This window comes from Mycobacterium marseillense (assembly GCF_010731675.1).
GTDB lineage: Bacteria > Actinomycetota > Actinomycetes > Mycobacteriales > Mycobacteriaceae > Mycobacterium > Mycobacterium marseillense.
Map to the genome: position 1 here is coordinate 4,994,170 of NZ_AP022584.1, position 17,552 is coordinate 5,011,721.

The following is a 17,552-nucleotide window of genomic DNA, read 5'->3' on the forward strand; positions in this document are numbered from 1 at the left end:
CTCGCATGGGTGCACCAGAGGCCGATCTTGCCGGATGGTCGGCGGCGCCGTTCAGCGGCGGCGGTTACACCCACGACGTCTACCGCAAGGGCGCCGGCCCCGGCGTGGTGCTGATCCCGGAGCTGCCCGGGATTCATCCCGGGGTGTTGGGTTTGGGTAATCACCTGGTGGACAACGGTTTCACCGTTGCCATCCCGTCACTGTTCGGTGAACCGGGCCGGACCGCGACGGCCGGTTACCTCGTCGGCGCCATCGCGCGAGCCTGTGTGACAAGGGAATTCGCGGCGTTGGCGCTGAACAAGCAGCGGCCGGTGGCGTCGTTCCTGCGCGCGCTGGCGCGCGACCTCAACGCCTCGACGCCGGGCAAGGGCGTCGGCGTGATCGGCCAATGCTTCACCGGCGGATTCGCGCTCGCCGCCGCGGTCGACGACAGCGTGCTGGCGCCGGTGCTGTCGCAGCCGTCGGTGCCGTTCCCGCTCGGCGCCGCTCGCCGCCGCGACCCCGGCCTCAGCGAGTCCGAGCTGGCCACCGTGGCCGACCGCTGCGCCACCGACGGCTTGTGCGCCGTGGGATTGCGGTTCAGCGAGGACAAACTCGCGCCGGGCGAACGGTTCGCGACGCTCAAGGAGCGCCTGGGCGACGCCTTCGAGGTGATCGACATCGATTCGGGTCCGAACAATCAGCACGACTTCGCCAAGGCGGCGCACTCGGTGCTCACCGACGAGGTCCGCGAGGTCGACGGTCACCCCGCCTACGAGGCCCGCAAACGGGTCGTCGAATTCCTCACCGAGCGGCTCAGCTAGTCGCCTTCTAGGCAAACCGCCTCGAGCCCGCGAAATTCTCGGTGAGATCGGCGGCCTTGGCGACGCTTTCGGCGGGCGTCGTCATCCGCGCGGCTAGCTCGCGCGCTCGGATTGCGTACTCAGGTGCCAAGATTCGGCGTAGGTCCGCTACAAGTGATTTTCGCGTGGTGGCCGATAGGCGGCGGTGGGTGCCTACCTTGAGGCGTCGTTTCACCTGAGCTCCCCAGATGATCTGATTACCGTCCACGGAAAGGACCAGCGTCGGAATTCCGGCGCGCAGACTAGCGGCCGTCGTGCCCGAACCGCCGTGGTGCACGGCCGCGCGGCAGAGCGGAAAGATGGACGCGTAGTTCACCGTGCCGACAATTTTGACGTGATCGGAATGCGGGAGGTCGCCGAAGTCGCTCCAGCCGGCGCAAATCAACGCCCGCTCACCCAACTGCGCGCACGCTTCCGTGATCATCCCGACCGTGTCAGACGGAGATTCCACCGGCATGCTGCCGAAGCCGAAGAAAATTGGCGGTGCTCCACCGGCAATCCACGAGGCGACGTCGTCGTCGGCGCTCGTCGCCAACTCCATCGTCAGTGCGCCGACAAAGGGGCGCCGGTCCTGCCGTTCCGCCCATTCAGCGGCCAAGCCCGGGAACGCAACCTCGTCGTATGCCTGAATTTCCAATGCTCGCAATGCGGCAATCCGCCGCGGTGAGGAAGATGTTGTCTTCGGTAGGCCGAGCTCGCTTCGCTGAGTGTCTTCGAGCTTTTTGCTTAGCCGCCAAGTCAGCCAGTCGAACACCCGCACCGCGAAGCGAGACGCCGGTGCCGGCAAGATCGCCACAACCTGGCCGTTGGGACGCATCGGGACGTGGTGCAGCGTGACCAGCGGAAGACCGTGATATTCCGCCACATTGGCGGCGATCTCCTGGTAGGTCTGCCCCGCGAGCACCAGGTCGGCCCCCTCCGCCAACGACTTCATCGTCTCGCTCATATGCGCCCACGACTGGTTGGTGACCTCCTTGATTTGGCGCCCCGACCGCGATATGTCCCGAACTCTCCAGAAGTTGCTGAACAGGGTCGTACTGAATTTGCGGAACGCATCCATCCAAGCGTTCGTCTCCGCCCCGTACGGCACTGCGGAAAGGCCGGCCGATTGCGCGAAGCCGACCAGGTCGGGTGGGACCGCGATGCACACGTCATGCCCTCTGAGCTGCAGTTCGCGGCCAACGACGACAGAAGGCTCGATATCGCCTCGAGTTCCATAGCTCGCCAGCGCAAATCTCATGACGGATCTCAAACTTTCAGTCATCGTGTCCGGGCGCCGACGCGTCCGTGTCGCGGGTCCGGAACGAGCCTATGGCTTCGCCTGGGACTTGACAGGTGAACGACGACTCTTCCGCGCGGACTCCGGCGAGCCGGAAAACGAGGACGGGACACGTTAGTTCTGAGTACTATTCGGGCATTTCACTATGTCGTCCAGGGGGCTGAGGAAATCGGTGTGCCTGATACCGCTGCGCCCTATGGGGGCCTCCTCGGTGGGTGAACGGTGAAGATGGAATCTGATTGCGGCGCGTTGCCGGCTGCCAATGCCGCCGACCCCGCCAAGAGGTTGTTGTCTATCGACTGGCTCGATGCCGATGAACACGGCCAGCTGGACGAATGGGGCAACCGAGCGGTCCTGGCGCAGCCCGCCCGCCCGCCGGTCTCGATTCCGGATATGTTCGCGGCGCGGGTGGCCCGCGACGCGGATGCGGTAGCGATCACCTGCGGAAGCCGCTCGATGACCTACGGCGAGCTGGACGTGGCATCTAATCGGTTGGCGCACCTGCTCGTTGGCCGCGGCGCCGCCCCCGGTGAGCGCGTGGCGATGCTGCTGCCGCGCTGCGCCGAGGCCATCGTGGCGGTCCTGGCGGTGATCAAGACCGGGGCGGCATACGTGCCGATGGATCCAGCACATCCCGACGCGCGCATCGGGCTGGTCGTCGGTGACGCCGCACCGATCGCCGTGATCACCACGGCGGATCTACGTCTGCGGGTGGATGCATCCGACGTGCCCGTTATCGACATCGCTGACCCGGCCATCGACGCGCAGTCCGGCGACGCGTTGCCAGTCCCCGCCGCCGACAACCTCGCCTACCTCGTCTATACCTCGGGCACCACCGGCATGCCCAAGGGTGTGGGGGTCACGCACCATAATGTGACCCGGCTCCTCGAATCACTCGGTGCCGAGCTGGCGCCGGGACAGGTGTGGACGCAATGTCATTCCCTGGCCTTCGATTACTCCGTCTGGGAGATCTGGGCTCCGCTTCTGTACGGCGGGCGGCTGCTGATGGTGCCGGATGGTGTCGTTCGTTCGTCGGAAGAATTCCACGCCCTGCTCGTGCGCGAACAGGTCAGCGTCTTGAGCCAGACTCCGTCGGCGTTCCACGCCCTGCAAACCGCCGACGCGCTGCACTCCGAGATGGGGCAGCTGAACCTGACGACGGTGGTCTTCGGCGGCGAAGCGCTTGAACCGCAACGCCTTGCGTCGTGGTTCCGTAATCATCCGGAGCTGCCGCGGATGATCAACATGTACGGCATCACCGAGACGACTGTGCACGCCTCGTTCCGGCAGATCGTCGCCCGCGACGTCGACAACAGCGTCAGCCCGATCGGCGTGCCGTTGGAGCATCTGGCCTTCTTCGTACTGGACAAATTCCTGCGTCGGGTCTCGGTGGGAGCCGTCGGTGAGCTCTATGTGGCCGGTGCTGGAGTGGCCTCCGGGTACTGGGGCCGGTCCGGATTGACGGCGTCGCGGTTCGTGGCGTGCCCGTTCGGCGGTACGGACGCGTCTGGACAACGGATGTATCGCACCGGTGATCTGGTGCGCTGGGATGCCGACGGTGAGCTGCAGTATGTGGGCCGCGCGGATGAGCAGGTCAAAATCCGCGGATACCGCATCGAGTTGGGCGAGATCAAGGCCGCCTTCGGTGAGCTGGATGGCGTGGATCAGGTGGCCGTGATCGCCCGTGAGGACCGCCCCGGTGACAGACGCCTGGTCGGCTATGTCACCGGGACCGCCGATCCGGTGAAAGTGCGCGCGCAACTGGCAGATCGCTTGCCGGAATACATGGTGCCTGCCGCGGTCGTGGGCCTGGCGGCTCTGCCGCTGACGGTCAACGGCAAACTCGACACACGCGCCTTGCCGCCGCCGGAATACTGGGACGCCGATCGTTACCGTGCACCGGGAGACGCGATCGAACAGGTTCTGGCCGATATTTACGCCCAAGTCCTCGGTGTCGAGCGGGTCGGCGTGGACGACCCGTTTTTCGACCTGGGTGGGGACAGCGTCTTGTCGATGCAGGTGGTGGCCCGGGCGCGGGCGGCCGGCGTGGCGTGTCGGCAACGGGATGTCTTCGTTGAGCAGACGGTGGCCCGACTTGCGCAGGTGGCCGTATTGCTCGATGGCGACCCGGCAGAAATCGATGAGGGCGCCGGCGCGGTGGTGGCCACCCCGATCATGCGCTGGCTACACGGTTTTGACGGTCCGGTCGACGAGTACAACCAGACGGTGGTGGTGCAAGCTCCCGCCGGGGTGACCGAGGCCGACGTCGTCGTCGTGTTGCAAGCGCTGCTGGACCGGCACGCCATGTTGCGCCTGCGCGCCGAGGACACCGGGGAGGGCGATTGGTCGCTGTGGGTGCCCGAAGTAGGGGCCGTGGACGCCCGCGCCTGCCTGCGGGCGGTGGATGCGCTGTCCGATGAGGCGCTGGTGGCCGCGCGGTCACGGCTGAATCCGGCGGCGGGGGCGATGTTCACTGCGCTGTGGGTGCCAGACACGGGCCAGTTGGCTTTGATGATTCACCACCTGTCCGTGGATGTGCCGTCGTGGCGAATCCTGTTCGAAGACCTGAACATTGCTTGGGCGCAACATCATCACGGGCAGCCGGTGGAATTGCCCACGGGCGGAACGTCGTTTGCCCGGTGGGGGTCGGTACTGAGTGAGCACGCACGAAGCGCGGCGGTCGTGGAACTGGCCGACACGTGGCGGCAATTGCTGGAGACCCCCGCCGTATTGCCCGCGGTGCAACCGGCGGTCGACACCTATGCCGGCGCGGGTCACCTGTTGGCAGCGTTGGATATCGAGACCACTCACCAGTTGTTGGGCGAGGTGTCGGCCGCGTTTCACGCTGGGGTGCAAGACATTCTGTTGATCGCATTCGGATTGGCGTGGAATGAATTCCTCGGCGCGGATGGCGCCCCGATCGGCATCAACGTCAAAGGTCACGGCCGCGCCGAAGAACTGCGGCGCGACGTGGATCTGTCGCGCACCGTGGGGTGGTTCACCAGCAAGTACCCGGTGGCGTTGACGGTGGGCGACCTGCCGTGGACGCTCGTGGCCGCCGGCGGCGCCGCGCTGGGGCCGTTGATAACGGCCGCTTTGGAACGGCTTCGCGCCATGCCTGACGGCCTGACCTACGGTCTGCTGCGCTATCTGAATCCCGAAGTGGGACTGGACGGTTCGGAGCCGGCCATCGAATTCAACTACCTCGGGCGGTTTGACGCCGATGCCGCCGGTCTCTCCGAAAATCTGTGGCGGGTCGACGAGGATGCCATGGCGGCCATCCCGGCGGCCTCGGCGATACCCACGCCGCTCGGCCACACCGTGGAATTCAACGCCGCCCTCCTGGACACCGGCACCGGCCAGCGCCTGCACGCGACGTGGACGTGGGCACCTTCGGCGCTGGACGACGAACAGATCCAGCGGCTGAACCGGCTGTTGTTCGAGGCGCTGACCGGCATCTGCGCGCAGGTGCGGCAGGGTACGGGTGCTCAGCCGACATCGTCGAGCTGACTGTCGACGATAATGACGTAACGACCCCTTTGAGCTCACTCGGGAGATTGTGCACGCGCATGGCGATCGATGACCTGGTGATGGAAACCAGCTACGGCCCGGTCCGCGGTGTCGACGAGGGCCGCGTCACGGCGTGGAAGGGCATTCGCTACGCGGCGGCGCCGGTGGGCGACTTACGTTTTCGGGCGCCGCAACCGCCCGAGCGCTGGACCGAGATCGCCGACGCCACCGTGTTCGGGCCGGCCTGCCCGCAACCGATCTTTCCCAACATGCCGCTGGATCTGGGCGCACCGCAGGGCGAAGACTGCCTGCGGCTCAACGTCTGGGCATCCTCTGAGACCCGGCCCGGCGACGCCAAACCGGTGCTGGTGTGGCTGCACGGCGGCGCCTACGTCCTGGGATCGAGCAGCCAGACGCTCTATGACGGCAGCAGGCTGGTCAGCCACGGCGACGTCGTCGTGGTGACCGTCAACTATCGGCTCGGGGTGCTCGGCTTTCTCGACCTGGCGTCATTCGACACGGCAGGGCGACGGTTCGACTCGAACGTGGGGCTGCGCGACGCGATCGCGGCGTTGGAGTGGGTGCGCGACAACATCGCCGCCTTCGGCGGCGACCCGCGACGGGTCACCCTGTTCGGTGAGTCCGCCGGGGCGGGCATCGTCACGACGCTGTTGGCCAGCCCGGCGGCCGAGGGCCTGTTCGCCGGCGCGATCGCGCAGAGTTCGCCGGCCACCTCGGTGTATGACCGCGACCGTGCGCATCGGGTCACCCAAGCGTTCCTCGACAAACTGGGAATCGCGCCGTCGGAGTCGCAGCGGCTGGTCGACATGCCGATGGCGGCGATCCTGGCCGCGTCGCAACAGGTCTTCGACGAAGTGCCGGCGCGCAACCCGGGAACTCTGGCGTTCGTGCCGATCGTCGACGGTGACCTGCTGGGCGACTACCCGGTCAAGCTTGCGCAAGAGGGCCGCACCCATCCGGTGCCGTTGATCATCGGCACCAACAAACACGAGGCGGCCCTCTTCCGGCTGATGCGCTCGCCATTGATGCCGATCACCCCGAGCGCGATCACCTCGATGTTCAACCAGATCGCGGCGGAACAACCCGATTTGCAGTTGCCCACCGAGGAAGTGATCGGCTCGGCGTATTCGCGATTGCGGCGCAAGGCACGGAGTCTGCGCATCGCGACCGACGTCGGCTTCCGGATGCCCTCGGTGTGGCTGGCCGAGGGGCACGCCCGGGTGGCGAAGGTGTATCTGTACCGGTTCGATTACGCCAGCCCGTTGTTGAAGCTGCTGACGGTCGGGGCCGCGCACGCCACCGAATTGCCTTACGTCTGGGGAACTCTCGGTGCGCCCAAGGATCCCACGCTGAAACTCGGTGGCACCAGAACCGCCAAGGCGGTCTCCAAACGGGTGCGTGCCCGATGGATCAACTTCGCCGCGCACGCCAACCCCGCGGGCCCCGCGGGCGAGCCGGAATGGCCGCCGTACCGGACGAGCGATCGTGCCTGCCTGCTCATCGGCAAGAAGGACGCCCTCGCGCATGACGTCGACGCGAACATCCGCGCCGCGTGGGGCAGCGAGATGGTGAGCTTTCGCTAGACGGACGCCTTGCCCGCCAACGCTTCTCGCTTCATCTGGTCGAACATCCCCACGTAGTAGGGCAGACATTCCGACAGCGCCTGCTCCGTGGTGAACAGGGGCTGATAGCCGAGGTCGCGAGACGCCTTGGCGATCGAGAAGAAGTTGTCCAGATACAACCGCTCGACGGCCAGCGGCTCGAGCAGCGGCGCGGGTATCCCAAACCGGAAATGCAGCCGCTGCCAACCCGTCATCGCCGCGCGCACGACGGGACCGTTCACCCGGACCCGGGGCCAATTCTCGCCGCAGGCCTCGATCACCGGCCGGGCGAACTCGAACATGTTGATCGGCTCGGCGTCGTTGATGAAGTACGCCTGGCCGGGCGCGGTGCCGCCGGGAACCAGATGCTGGGCCGCCAGGATGAAACCGTGAATCAGGTTGTGCACGTAGGAGTTGTCCAACCGCGCCGACTTGCGACCGATCAGCACCTTGACGTGACCGGCGATCACGCTTTCGAACAGCTTGCGGAACATCGTCTGGTCACCGCGGCCCCAGATGCCGCTGGGCCGAATCGCACATGTGAGCAGGCCGGCCCCACCATTCGGGGAGCCGTTCTGGCCCAATACAAATCGCTCGGCGATCACTTTGGTCTCGGTGTAAAGATCGTTGAACCGGCCGGTGTAGGGCAAGGTCTCGTCGCCGCTGGCGATGTTCTGTCCGCCCATCACGACGCTGTTCGACGAGGTGTAGACGAAGCGCTGCACCCCGGCCGCCTGCCCGGCGCGGATCAGGTTCTCGGTACCCCCGACGTTGACCCCGAAGCTGCGCTGCCGGTACTCCTCGGTCACCGACGCGCCACCCATCAGGTCGATGATCGCCGCGGTGTGAAACACCGTGTCGATGCCATCGACCGCTTCGGCGCACACGGCCGTGTCGGTGATGTCTCCTTGCAGCACCTCGAGCGCAGGATGCTCCGGCAGCGGCGAGGGGGCGCGGTCAAACGAGCGGACCTGATGCCCGCGGTCGAGCAAGGTGGTCACCAGGTTGGCGCCGACGAATCCGGACCCCCCGGTGACCAGGACGCGGCCGAGTTCGGCCGTCAGCGATGCATCACCCATGGGGCAAATCATAACTGAAACGTGTTCCAGTTCGGAAAAAAACTTTCAACGCAGCCCTCCGATGTCGCGCGATTCAGGCGCCGTCGCCATCGCCGGACGCGAGTGCGTCCTCAATTCGCTTGCGGGCTCCAGCTAAATGCTCTTCACAGCGTTTGGCCAGCTGCTCGCCCCTTTCCCATAGCTGCAGCGACGCGTCTAGGTCCAGGCCACCCTGCTCTAGTTGGCGCACGACCTCGATCAGTTCGTCCCGGCACGCTTCATAGCCGAGGTTACTAATAGGTGTAATGGATTCGGTCTCCTCCGGGCCGGCGGGGCCGTCCCCGCCGTCGTTCTTACGCGCCATCGGCCGGTCCTTCGCTGACCGCGGCCACGGCGCCGTCGGCCACCCGCACCCGCAGCCGGGCACCCGCCGGCGCGTCGTCGACCGACCGCAACACCTGGCTCTCGGTGGGACCGACCGTCTGCACGACCGCATAGCCGCGCGCCAGGGTGGCCGCTGGCCCCAACGTCGCCAACCGCGCGCCGAGATGGCCGATCCGTTCGGTTTCGGTGGCGGCCAGCCGGGTGATGTCGCGGCGAATCGCCGACCGCGCGCGGTGAATCTCCTCCCCGCGCGCCGTCAGCGCCGCCAGCGGTTCGGCCAGCACCGGCCGGCTGCGGATCTGGGCCAGGGCCCGTTGTTCGCGAGATACCCAGTTGCGCAGCGCCTGTGCGCTGCGCCGGCGCAGGTCGTCGATCAGCCGCTGTTCGGCCGCGGTGTCGGGAACCACCTTCTTGGCCGCGTCGGTTGGGGTGGCCGCACGCAGATCGGCGACCAGATCGCACAGCGGATTGTCGGGTTCGTGACCGACCGCGCTGATCACCGGGGTGCGGCACGCGGCGATCGTGCGGCACAGCGTCTCGTCGGAGAACGGCAACAGGTCCTCGACGCTGCCGCCGCCGCGGGCGAGCACGATGACGTCGACGTCGGCGTCGCCGTCGAGCTCGCGCAGGGCGTCGACGATCTGCGCGACCGCGTTGGGCCCCTGGACCGCGGTGTTGCGGACGGCGAAACGCACCGCCGGCCAGCGCCCCGCCGCCACCGTTTTCACGTCGCGCTCGGCTGCGCTGGCGCGGCCGGTGATCAGGCCGATCAGGTTGGGCAGGAACGGGATTGGCCGCTTGAGCCGGGGATCGAAGAGCCCTTCGGCGTCCAACAGCCTGCGCAGCCGATCGATGCGTGCCAGCAGCTCGCCCACTCCCACCGCGCGAATCTCGCTGAGCCGCAATGAAAATGTGCCACGGCCGGTGTAAAACGACGGCTTTCCACGCACCACCACCTGGGTGCCCTCAGCCAGCTTCACCGGCGCGTTGAGCACCAGGTCGCGCGGGCACGTCACGGTCAGTGACATGTCGGCGGCGGGGTCACGCAGCACCATGAACACGGTCTTGGAATCGGGGCGCATCGAGACCTGGGCGAGCTGGCCCTCCACCCAGACGGTGCCCAGCTTGTCGATCCAGCCGGCCACCCGGATCGCCACCGCGCGCACCGGAAAAGGGTTCTCGGCGGAATTCGGTTCGGACGTCGCGGCCGGGGTCACTTCGCGTTCGCGCGGGTGATCCTGTTGGCGAGCAGCGTCTGGAACGGCGCGCGGCCCTTGGTCGCCTGCTCGTAGGCCAGCAGGGCTTCGAGTTCATCCACGCTCAGCGATTGCAGACGGGCCCGCAGCTGGGCCAGCGTCAGGGCCGCGTAGTCCAGTTCGGTGGCCACCGCGGGTTGCGACACCGCCGAGCTCGCGGGCGGCTTCTTCGCGGGGCGGGCGGGTTTGGTCAGGGCGCTGGCGTCTTCGTGCGCGTCGGCCACCGAGTACAGCGCGAACCGTCCCTCGGCCCTGCGCTCGCCCTCGCTGCCGTCGGTCACCGCGGCAAATGCCCCGTCGATCGCGTCGTCCACGTCTTCGTCGAACGTCGCCCATTCCGGCTTCTCGTCCTTGGGCGGGAAAATCGACTCGAGGGTGCTGTCCCCCTTGATCACCAGCTCGGCGAGGTTCTGTTGGAAACGCATCACGATGTGTGCCGCCTGACTGGCCAGTGTCATGGGGTACATCAGGATGGTTTTCGGCAGCCTGATGGTCTCCTCAACGGCGACCGTCGCCGCGCCGACCAGCAGCCGAACCCCATACGGTGCAGTAGCCATGGGTCCAAGATTGCCTTAAGCGGCGGCTAACTCCAAGCCCGCTGCCGCGAGCTGGCAACCCCGTGTCGGCAGAACGTACCCTGGGGGACATGCCCTCGACCGTCGACATGGGGATTCCCGGCGCAGCCAGCTCGGTAGCCGTCACCCCGACCCGCAAGCGCGTGCTCCTGGCCGAGCCGCGCGGTTACTGCGCGGGCGTGGACAGGGCCGTCGAGACCGTCGAGCGCGCGCTGGAGAAGCACGGCCCGCCGGTCTATGTGCGTCACGAGATCGTGCACAACCGGCACGTGGTCAGCACGCTGGAGAAGGCCGGTGCGGTGTTCGTCGAGGAGACCGACGAGGTGCCCGAAGGCGCCATCGTGGTGTTCTCCGCGCACGGCGTCGCGCCCTCGGTGCACTCGGCGGCCGCCGAGCGCAACCTACACACCATCGACGCCACCTGCCCTCTGGTCACCAAGGTGCACAACGAGGCCCGGCGCTTCGCCCGCAACGACTACGACATCCTGCTCATCGGCCACGAGGGCCACGAGGAGGTGGTCGGCACCGCCGGGGAGGCGCCCGACCATGTGCAGCTGGTCGACGGGGTGGCCGCCGTCGACAACGTGACGGTCCGCGACGAGGACAAGGTGGTTTGGCTCTCGCAGACCACGCTGTCGGTCGACGAGACCATGGAAATCGTCGAGCGGCTGCGGCAACGATTCCCGAAGCTGCAGGACCCGCCCAGCGACGACATCTGCTATGCGACGCAAAACCGGCAGGTCGCGGTCAAGGCGATGGCGCCGGAATGCGAGCTGGTGATCGTCGTCGGGTCGCGCAATTCGTCGAACTCGGTGCGGCTGGTGGAAGTGGCGCTGGGCGGCGGGGCCGCCGCCGCACACCTGGTCGACTGGGCCGACGACATCGACCCGGCATGGCTCGAGGGCGTCACCACGGTCGGCGTCACGTCCGGGGCGTCTGTCCCCGAGGTCTTGGTGCAAGGCGTGCTCGAGCGGCTCGCCGAGTGCGGCTTCGACCTGGTGCAACCGGTCACCACCGCGCAGGAAACCCTCGTGTTCGCCCTGCCGCGCGAGATCCGCTCAGCCCGCTGAGGGCCTCAGCCGTCGTATTCCCAGGATTCCGCCGGGGATCGTCCGTGTGCGCGGCCCGGCGTCCGTGAGCGACCCCGCCGCTCGGTGTGCGGCTCCCGCGGCTGGTCCTGGGTGCCGCCGCGGTAGCGGACCTGCGAGATGGGGTGATGCGTCCCGCCGCTCCCGGTCGACGGGGGGCGCCGTCGCCGCGGCTCGTAGGGCTCGCGGCTGTCGTCGTACCTGTCGCCGTAGGACTCAAAGCCATCGAAACGGCTACTGCGTGGCGCGGGGCGGTCGTAGGGACGCTCGTAGGGATTGCGGCGGGTGCGCGGCTCGCGTCGCGGCTCCGGGTCGCCCTCGGGGCGGGGGCGTCGGCGTGACCGACGCGGCGGTTCGGCGGCGTCGTAATCGCGGGCGGCCGCCGGGCTTCGACGGGCGCTGCGCCGTGGCCGCTCGGGCCGCTCGACCGACTCGTCGTCGAGGGGTGGCCGCGCGTGCCGGGAGCGGGCCCGCGCTGAACGCGTCGAGGAGCGACCGTCTCGGGCCGTCCGGCGGGTCCGGTCCGACGAGCCCGACGTGCGACCGCGGCGCGGCTCGGAGGCCTCGTCGGTGTCGTCGGCATCGGGCTGTAGCACCGACTGCAGTTTGGCGCCGATGGTGTTGAAGAAGGACTTGACGTCGACGCTGGTGGCGCCGGAGGACGTGCTCGCCGTGGTTGCGCCCTGGGCGTTTCCGAAATACCAGCGGGCCAGTCCGATCGCCAGCACGGCGCCGGCGGTGCCCAGCATGAGGGGGAAGCGCTCGATCAGCGGATAGCCGCAGTTGATCAGCAGGTCTTTGAGGCGGCCGATTTTGGCGTCGTGGAACAGCCAGTAGGCGCCGGGCACCGCGCAGAACAGGATCAGTGGCGGCTGGATGATCGTGGTGAAGATGCCGTCCTGGCGCACCGCGAGCACCGCCGCCACACAACCCGCTATATAGAAGCCCGCGAAAACATGGGTCAGTTCCTTGTGACCAGCGTCGATTCCGTACCCGATAGCGGTCGCCGTGACGGCGATGAGCAGGGCTGCGTACCAGGGGGCGCCTGGGATGTTGGGGTGGACCGAACGGTGGGCACTGTCCACCGTCGCACTAGCCCGCTGTGCTGACACATGTAGACCGTACCGGGAATGGACCGAAAGGCCCGTAAATACCTCGTAGCGATCCTGTGGCGTGCCCCGCTCTCGCGCACGATCGGCCGCGTGCCGGTCCCGATCGTCCGACGCCGCGATGACCCCTAGACTTGGCTCCCTGTGAGCCTGAGCCTGGGAATAGTCGGCCTGCCCAATGTCGGCAAGTCGACGTTGTTCAACGCGCTGACCCGGAACAACGTAGTGGCGGCCAACTATCCGTTCGCGACGATCGAACCCAACGAGGGCGTCGTTCCGCTGCCCGATCCGCGGCTGGACAAACTGGCGGAGCTGTTCGACTCCGAGAAGATCGTGCCGGCGCCGGTGACGTTCGTCGACATCGCCGGAATCGTGAAGGGCGCCTCCGAGGGTGCGGGGCTGGGCAACAAGTTCCTGGCCAACATCCGCGAGTGTGACGCGATCTGCCAGGTCGTGCGGGTGTTCGCCGACAACGACGTGGTGCACGTCGACGGCAAGGTCGATCCGGCCTCCGACATCGAGGTGATCGAGACCGAGTTGATCCTCGCCGACATGCAGACGCTGGAGAAGGCCGTCCCGCGGCTGGAGAAAGAGGCCCGCAACAACAAGGAGCGTAAGCCCGTGCACGAGGCGGCCGTCGCCGCGGAGGCGGTGCTGAACTCGGGCAAGACGCTCTTCGCGGCGGGTGTCGACACGTCCCTGCTGCGCGAGCTGAACCTGATGACCACCAAGCCGTTCCTGTACGTGTTCAACGCCGACGAGTCCGTGCTGACCGACGACGCGCGCAAGGCCGAGCTGTCCGCGATGGTCGCCCCCGCCGACGCGGTATTCCTGGACGCGAAGATCGAGGCCGAGCTGCAGGAGTTGGACGACGAGTCGGCCGCCGAACTGCTGGAGTCCATCGGCCAAACCGAGCGTGGGCTGGATGCGTTGGCGCGGGCCGGGTTTCACACCCTCAAACTGCAGACCTATCTCACAGCGGGGCCAAAAGAGGCGCGCGCGTGGGTGATTCACCAGGGGGATACCGCGCCCAAGGCCGCCGGGGTGATCCACACCGACTTCGAAAAGGGCTTCATCAAGGCCGAGATCGTCTCCTACGACGACCTGATCGCCGCGGGTTCGATGGCGGCGGCCAAGGCCGCCGGCAAGGTCCGCATGGAGGGCAAGGACTACGTCATGGCCGACGGTGATGTGGTGGAGTTCCGGTTCAACGTGTAGGCGAGTTCCAGTTCAACGCGAACAAGCATCGCGCAGAATCGAGATTCGGCGACACGGGTTTTCAGCAGCTGGTCTAATGATCGCCATGCCGCTGGTTGAACGTGCGCTTACCGCGCTGGCTCGCCAGCTCGGTGAACCAACCGGGTTCGCAGGCCGGGTTGTCGGACGGCTACTCAACCGTGGCAATCGGTCAATTGTCGTCGCTGCGGTCGCCGCCACGGGTTGCGGACCAGCGACCGAAGTCGCCGACATCGGATTTGGAGGAGGCGTCGGACTCGACATCTTGCTCGATTGCGACGGCACGGTTGTGCACGGCATCGAGATGTCGGAGACGATGCTCACTGAGGCAAAGCGCCGGTTCTCTGACCACATTGCTCGTGGGCGGTTACGTCTGTATTCCGGTCGGATGGAGAGCCTGCCTCTTGACGATTCCGCACTGGACGCGATCATCTCGACGAACACGATCTATTTCGTGCCGGACCTGGCCGCAGCACTGAGCGAGCTAGTTCGAGTGCTGCGACCGGGCGGGCGACTGGTACTCGGGGTTGGTGATCCGGATCAGATGTCCAAGATGCCCTTCACCCGCCATGGATTCCGGCTGCGCCCCATCGACGAACTTGTGCCGCTTATCCGCGAGGCGGGTTTCGGTCAGATTGAGGACAGGCGCGTCGGTCGGGGCCAACGCGCCTCCCATCTTCTGGTGTGCGAGTTGCCGGGCTGACGTGGCGACTCCCGAGTTCGCTGCAATGCCAACAAGGAGGAGGCACGATGCGCTGGCGGGGTGTGTGTCACGTCGAGTTCGCGGTGTTGGACTACGACGACTCGATCGCGTTCTACGACGCGCTGTTCGGCTGGCTCGGCTACAGCAGTTTCTCGTCGCTCAACATGGAATACCAGTCGACGTATTACATGACGCGTAATGTCAACCCGCACAGCTACATCGGCATCCAGCCCGCCCGCACCGGCGAAAAGTTGACGCATTCCGACCAGGCGGTCGGCATCAACCACATCGCGTTGTGGGCGCGCAGCAGGGCAGAGGTCGACCGCTTCCATCGTGAATTCTTGGTCGAACGCGCGATCCCCGTCACCGACGAGCCGAAGGACTACCCGCAGTACTGGCCCGGCTACTACGCGGTGTTCTTCGACGACCCGATCAATGGGATTCACTGGGAATTGGCCTGGCTGCCGAAAGTTCCCACGCCTCGCCAGCTTTGGGCGTTCTATCGCGCGATTCGTTCCTTCGCGAAGAGCCGGCCGGACCTGGCGAACACGGTTCCGGGCGTCACGTTGCAGGCCAGGAGAATCCTGCCGGCCCGATGACCGGGCGGCGGCGTCGAGTTCCGCGGTCGTTGTCGGAGGCGGCGGTTAGCATCCTTCGCGCACGACACCCACACCCACCATGGCCTGCAGGAGGATCGTATGAAGTTCGTATCGACCCGCATCATCACCGCCGACGTGAAGCGGCTGGTGGGTTTCTACGAGACGGTCACCCAGATTGCGGCCGTGTGGGGCAACGAGTTGTTCGCGGAGATTCCGACCCCGGCCGGCACGTTGGCCATCGGTAGCGACAAGACGGTGCCGCTGTTCGGGGCCGGATCCGCCGAGCCGGCAGCGAACCGGAGCGCCATTGTGGAATTCCTCGTCGAGGACGTGGACGCCGAATACGAGCGGCTCCGCCAGCATGTCACCGAGGTCGTGACGACGCCGACGACCATGCCGTGGGGCAACCGCGCGCTGCTGTTCCGGGATCCGGACGGAAACCTCGTCAACCTCTTCACTCCGGTCACCGATGAGGCGTGCGCCAAGTTCGGGCTCTGATCGCAGTCCACAAATCCGAACAACTACTTGCCCGGAGTCCGGTCCAGGGAAATCCTTGGGAGATGACGACTGTCAAGCGAACGGGAACGCGGCTGCGGCGGGCAACGAGCGCGCTGGTGGGCAGCGCGTGGGCGCTGTCGGTGCTGGGCCTGTCCGGCGGCCCGGGCGCGCAGGCGGCGCCGGCACCCACCGATCACTGGTGCCCGGGCGATCCATGGAATCCGGCCTGGGGCAACGTCTTGGACTGGGACTGGCATCGCTGCCACGACTGGCAACACCCGGGCGGCCCGACCGCCCCCTCGGGCTGGGGACCCTGGGGACCCCCGCCGGCGTGGGCACCGCCGCAGCCGCCTCAACCGGCGTGGGCGCCCGGGGCCCAACTGATGTGGAACCCGACCGACGCGGATTGGGGCCTATGGAACAACGGAATATGGACGCCCATCTGAGCGGGCACCGCGCCGAGCCCGTCCGAGGAGCTGGAACACCGGGTCGACGCGCTCGAGGAGCGCGAAAGAACCCTGGCCCAGCGGGAGTCTGAGCTCTAAAGCGCGAATTTCTGGCCGGCAGACGGGACCGGGTCGCCGATCAGCGCGACCAGATTGCCGACGAACGCGAGCGGGCGGCGGACGAACGAGAGCATCGCGCGGACGAACGCGAGGGAACGAGCGCAGAGCGCGAACGCACGCGATTGCAGCGCGCCCATGAAGGAGCGCAACGCGTAGAGGCGCGCGCGAAGCGGGAGCAGGCCGACGTGGACCGTGAGAGCGCCCAAAGCGAATGGGGCCGCGAGCCGGCCTGATGGGTGAGGCGACGAGCCAGTGGGTACTCCCGCGAAACGGGATCGCTTAAATGCGAGCAATTTGCCGCCAAAAATATACCCGTGTGTAATAAGTTTCCTCTAGCTGCGGCACAGGTCATTGTGGGTTTACCGAATGACGTGCGCCACAAATTTTGGTTTGCGATAAATGTTATTGCTAGCCTCGCTGCCCATGGTCGTTATTGCAACATTGATGTCGTTGATCAATCAGGTCTCCGGCACCCCGTATATTTCGGGCGGAGATTCTCCCGCCGGGACTGATTGTTCGGGACTCGCTTCGTGGATTGCGAATGCCGCAACCGATAGGCCAGTTTTTGGAGATCGATTTAATACCGGAAACGAAGAAGCCGCGCTGTTGGCGCGTGGGTTCCAATACGGGACGGCGCCCAACGCCTTGGTCATCGGCTGGAACGGTGGCCACACCGCGGTGACGCTGCCCGACGGAACGTCGGTGGCCAGCGGTGAGCGTGGCGGTGTGCACCTCGGCGGGCCAGGCGCCTACCAGGCGGGATTCACCCATCACATGTTTCTCCCGATGGAACTGGAGGACGGTGGTGCGCCGCCGCCCGACGCTTTGCCGCCTCCGCCGGAGGATCTGCCGCCCGCGCCGGAGGATTTGCCGCCTGCGCCGGACGCACCTCCGCCTGCGCCGGACGCGCCACCCCCGCCGCCGGAAGAGCCCGCCGTTTTAATCGATGCGCCGGCGCCGGCGATGGATGCACCACCGGAACTCTGATTGTTTTTATCCGGCGACGCGATAATTGCGGATTAATAACAAATGGGATGGGCGCCGCTAACCATTCTGTCGGTTCATTCGGACCGATTTGCGACACCCATCCCGCTGGGCCGCGGAAGAGTGAAATGACACCGGCGTCAGGCCGTTTGTGAGCTGCGACACTTTTCGCGGGAGTGGCGGATGTGCGTGCCGCGACGAAAGTTCACTAATGGTTTGTTTGTGACTCGTGAGGGCACTTTG

17 protein-coding genes are annotated in these 17,552 nt (G+C 66.6%); 10 read left to right on the forward strand and 7 right to left on the reverse strand.

The genetic code is table 11. The features are described from left to right. Positions 1-5: 5 nt before the first annotated feature. Positions 6-803: a dienelactone hydrolase family protein gene (locus G6N26_RS23425; RefSeq protein ID WP_083017038.1), complete on the forward strand. Its 798-nt coding sequence runs from the start codon at positions 6-8 to the stop codon at positions 801-803. A 7-nt stretch (positions 804-810) separates the two neighbouring features. On the opposite strand, the gene G6N26_RS23430 is transcribed toward G6N26_RS23425, so the two are convergent. Continuing rightward, a complete protein-coding gene (locus tag G6N26_RS23430) occupies positions 811-2,082 on the reverse strand; it encodes a glycosyltransferase (protein WP_139799112.1) in 1,272 nt (423 codons plus the stop codon). Positions 2,083-2,343: 261 nt separating this feature from the next. Here G6N26_RS23430 and G6N26_RS23435 point away from each other — a divergent pair, with 261 nt between their 5' ends. Together G6N26_RS23435 and G6N26_RS23440 are read left to right on the forward strand one after the other, a co-directional pair. Next, positions 2,344-5,631, forward strand: a complete 3,288-nt coding sequence (locus tag G6N26_RS23435; protein WP_308207966.1) for an amino acid adenylation domain-containing protein — start codon at positions 2,344-2,346, stop codon at positions 5,629-5,631. Between the two features lie 59 nt (positions 5,632-5,690). Then, positions 5,691-7,235 (forward strand): carboxylesterase/lipase family protein, encoded by a 1,545-nt coding sequence (locus G6N26_RS23440; protein WP_067165742.1) that lies wholly within the window; start codon positions 5,691-5,693, stop codon positions 7,233-7,235. Here the strand turns inward: G6N26_RS23440 and G6N26_RS23445 are convergent. The 4 genes from G6N26_RS23445 to G6N26_RS23460 all read right to left on the reverse strand — a co-directional run bounded on the left by G6N26_RS23445 (position 7,232) and on the right by G6N26_RS23460 (position 10,508). After that, entirely contained in the window at positions 7,232-8,344 is a 1,113-nt protein-coding gene (locus G6N26_RS23445; protein WP_083017032.1) for a 3-beta-hydroxysteroid dehydrogenase, read from the reverse strand. The two genes, G6N26_RS23440 and G6N26_RS23445, sit on opposite strands and share 4 nt — an antisense overlap. Positions 8,345-8,405: 61 nt before the next feature. Beyond that, the gene (locus tag G6N26_RS23450) at positions 8,406-8,675 is read right to left on the reverse strand and encodes an exodeoxyribonuclease VII small subunit (protein ID WP_083017031.1); all 270 of its coding nucleotides are present in this window, start codon (positions 8,673-8,675) and stop codon (positions 8,406-8,408) included. Further along, positions 8,665-9,912 carry an exodeoxyribonuclease VII large subunit gene (xseA, locus tag G6N26_RS23455; protein ID WP_067165730.1) on the reverse strand — a complete coding sequence of 416 codons (1,248 nt, stop codon included), beginning with the start codon at positions 9,910-9,912 and terminating at the stop codon, positions 8,665-8,667. The genes G6N26_RS23450 and xseA overlap by 11 nt, the downstream gene beginning before the upstream one ends. After that, entirely contained in the window at positions 9,909-10,508 is a 600-nt protein-coding gene (locus G6N26_RS23460) for a lipid droplet-associated protein (RefSeq protein ID WP_067165725.1), read from the reverse strand. The genes xseA and G6N26_RS23460 overlap by 4 nt, the downstream gene beginning before the upstream one ends. Before the next feature lie 89 nt (positions 10,509-10,597). Here G6N26_RS23460 and G6N26_RS23465 point away from each other — a divergent pair, with 89 nt between their 5' ends. Further along, a complete protein-coding gene (locus G6N26_RS23465; protein ID WP_067165721.1) occupies positions 10,598-11,596 on the forward strand; it encodes a 4-hydroxy-3-methylbut-2-enyl diphosphate reductase in 999 nt (332 codons plus the stop codon). 5 nt (positions 11,597-11,601) lie between these two features. Here G6N26_RS23465 and G6N26_RS23470 read toward each other — a convergent pair whose 3' ends face one another. Next, a complete protein-coding gene (locus G6N26_RS23470; protein ID WP_179960257.1) occupies positions 11,602-12,726 on the reverse strand; it encodes a DUF6542 domain-containing protein in 1,125 nt (374 codons plus the stop codon). 141 nt (positions 12,727-12,867) lie between these two features. Here G6N26_RS23470 and ychF point away from each other — a divergent pair, with 141 nt between their 5' ends. From ychF to G6N26_RS23495, 5 genes are all read left to right on the forward strand, one after another. Next, positions 12,868-13,941 carry a redox-regulated ATPase YchF gene (ychF, locus tag G6N26_RS23475; protein WP_083017029.1) on the forward strand — a complete coding sequence of 358 codons (1,074 nt, stop codon included), beginning with the start codon at positions 12,868-12,870 and terminating at the stop codon, positions 13,939-13,941. A 76-nt stretch (positions 13,942-14,017) separates the two neighbouring features. Then, positions 14,018-14,662 carry a class I SAM-dependent methyltransferase gene (locus G6N26_RS23480; RefSeq protein ID WP_083017027.1) on the forward strand — a complete coding sequence of 215 codons (645 nt, stop codon included), beginning with the start codon at positions 14,018-14,020 and terminating at the stop codon, positions 14,660-14,662. 47 nt (positions 14,663-14,709) lie between these two features. Then, on the forward strand, positions 14,710-15,261 hold the full coding sequence (locus G6N26_RS23485) for a VOC family protein (RefSeq protein WP_083017023.1): 552 nt from the start codon (positions 14,710-14,712) through the stop codon (positions 15,259-15,261). Positions 15,262-15,360: 99 nt separating this feature from the next. Then, positions 15,361-15,759 carry a VOC family protein gene (locus tag G6N26_RS23490; RefSeq protein ID WP_083017020.1) on the forward strand — a complete coding sequence of 133 codons (399 nt, stop codon included), beginning with the start codon at positions 15,361-15,363 and terminating at the stop codon, positions 15,757-15,759. Between the two features lie 62 nt (positions 15,760-15,821). After that, positions 15,822-16,205, forward strand: coding sequence for a hypothetical protein (locus G6N26_RS23495; protein ID WP_082991280.1), 384 nt, complete (start codon positions 15,822-15,824; stop codon positions 16,203-16,205). Between the two features lie 95 nt (positions 16,206-16,300). Here G6N26_RS23495 and G6N26_RS26630 read toward each other — a convergent pair whose 3' ends face one another. Further along, positions 16,301-16,462 carry a hypothetical protein gene (locus tag G6N26_RS26630; RefSeq protein ID WP_179960258.1) on the reverse strand — a complete coding sequence of 54 codons (162 nt, stop codon included), beginning with the start codon at positions 16,460-16,462 and terminating at the stop codon, positions 16,301-16,303. 262 nt (positions 16,463-16,724) lie between these two features. Here G6N26_RS26630 and G6N26_RS23505 point away from each other — a divergent pair, with 262 nt between their 5' ends. Next, the gene (locus tag G6N26_RS23505; protein ID WP_372509312.1) at positions 16,725-17,312 is read left to right on the forward strand and encodes a peptidoglycan endopeptidase; all 588 of its coding nucleotides are present in this window, start codon (positions 16,725-16,727) and stop codon (positions 17,310-17,312) included. The last annotated feature ends 240 nt before the right edge of the window (positions 17,313-17,552 follow it).

Coding starts and splice junctions, on each gene's coding strand:
- G6N26_RS23425 (WP_083017038.1), top strand. CDS start 6: ATGGGTGCACCAGAGGCCGATCTTGCCGGATGGTCGGCGGCGCCGTTC.
- G6N26_RS23430 (WP_139799112.1), bottom strand. CDS start 2,082: ATGAGATTTGCGCTGGCGAGCTATGGAACTCGAGGCGATATCGAGCCT.
- G6N26_RS23440 (WP_067165742.1), top strand. CDS start 5,691: ATGGCGATCGATGACCTGGTGATGGAAACCAGCTACGGCCCGGTCCGC.
- G6N26_RS23445 (WP_083017032.1), bottom strand. CDS start 8,344: ATGATTTGCCCCATGGGTGATGCATCGCTGACGGCCGAACTCGGCCGC.
- G6N26_RS23450 (WP_083017031.1), bottom strand. CDS start 8,675: ATGGCGCGTAAGAACGACGGCGGGGACGGCCCCGCCGGCCCGGAGGAG.
- G6N26_RS23460 (WP_067165725.1), bottom strand. CDS start 10,508: ATGGCTACTGCACCGTATGGGGTTCGGCTGCTGGTCGGCGCGGCGACG.
- G6N26_RS23465 (WP_067165721.1), top strand. CDS start 10,598: ATGCCCTCGACCGTCGACATGGGGATTCCCGGCGCAGCCAGCTCGGTA.
- G6N26_RS23480 (WP_083017027.1), top strand. CDS start 14,018: ATGATCGCCATGCCGCTGGTTGAACGTGCGCTTACCGCGCTGGCTCGC.
- G6N26_RS23485 (WP_083017023.1), top strand. CDS start 14,710: ATGCGCTGGCGGGGTGTGTGTCACGTCGAGTTCGCGGTGTTGGACTAC.
- G6N26_RS23490 (WP_083017020.1), top strand. CDS start 15,361: ATGAAGTTCGTATCGACCCGCATCATCACCGCCGACGTGAAGCGGCTG.
- G6N26_RS23495 (WP_082991280.1), top strand. CDS start 15,822: ATGACGACTGTCAAGCGAACGGGAACGCGGCTGCGGCGGGCAACGAGC.
- G6N26_RS26630 (WP_179960258.1), bottom strand. CDS start 16,462: ATGGGCGCGCTGCAATCGCGTGCGTTCGCGCTCTGCGCTCGTTCCCTC.
- G6N26_RS23505 (WP_372509312.1), top strand. CDS start 16,725: ATGTTATTGCTAGCCTCGCTGCCCATGGTCGTTATTGCAACATTGATG.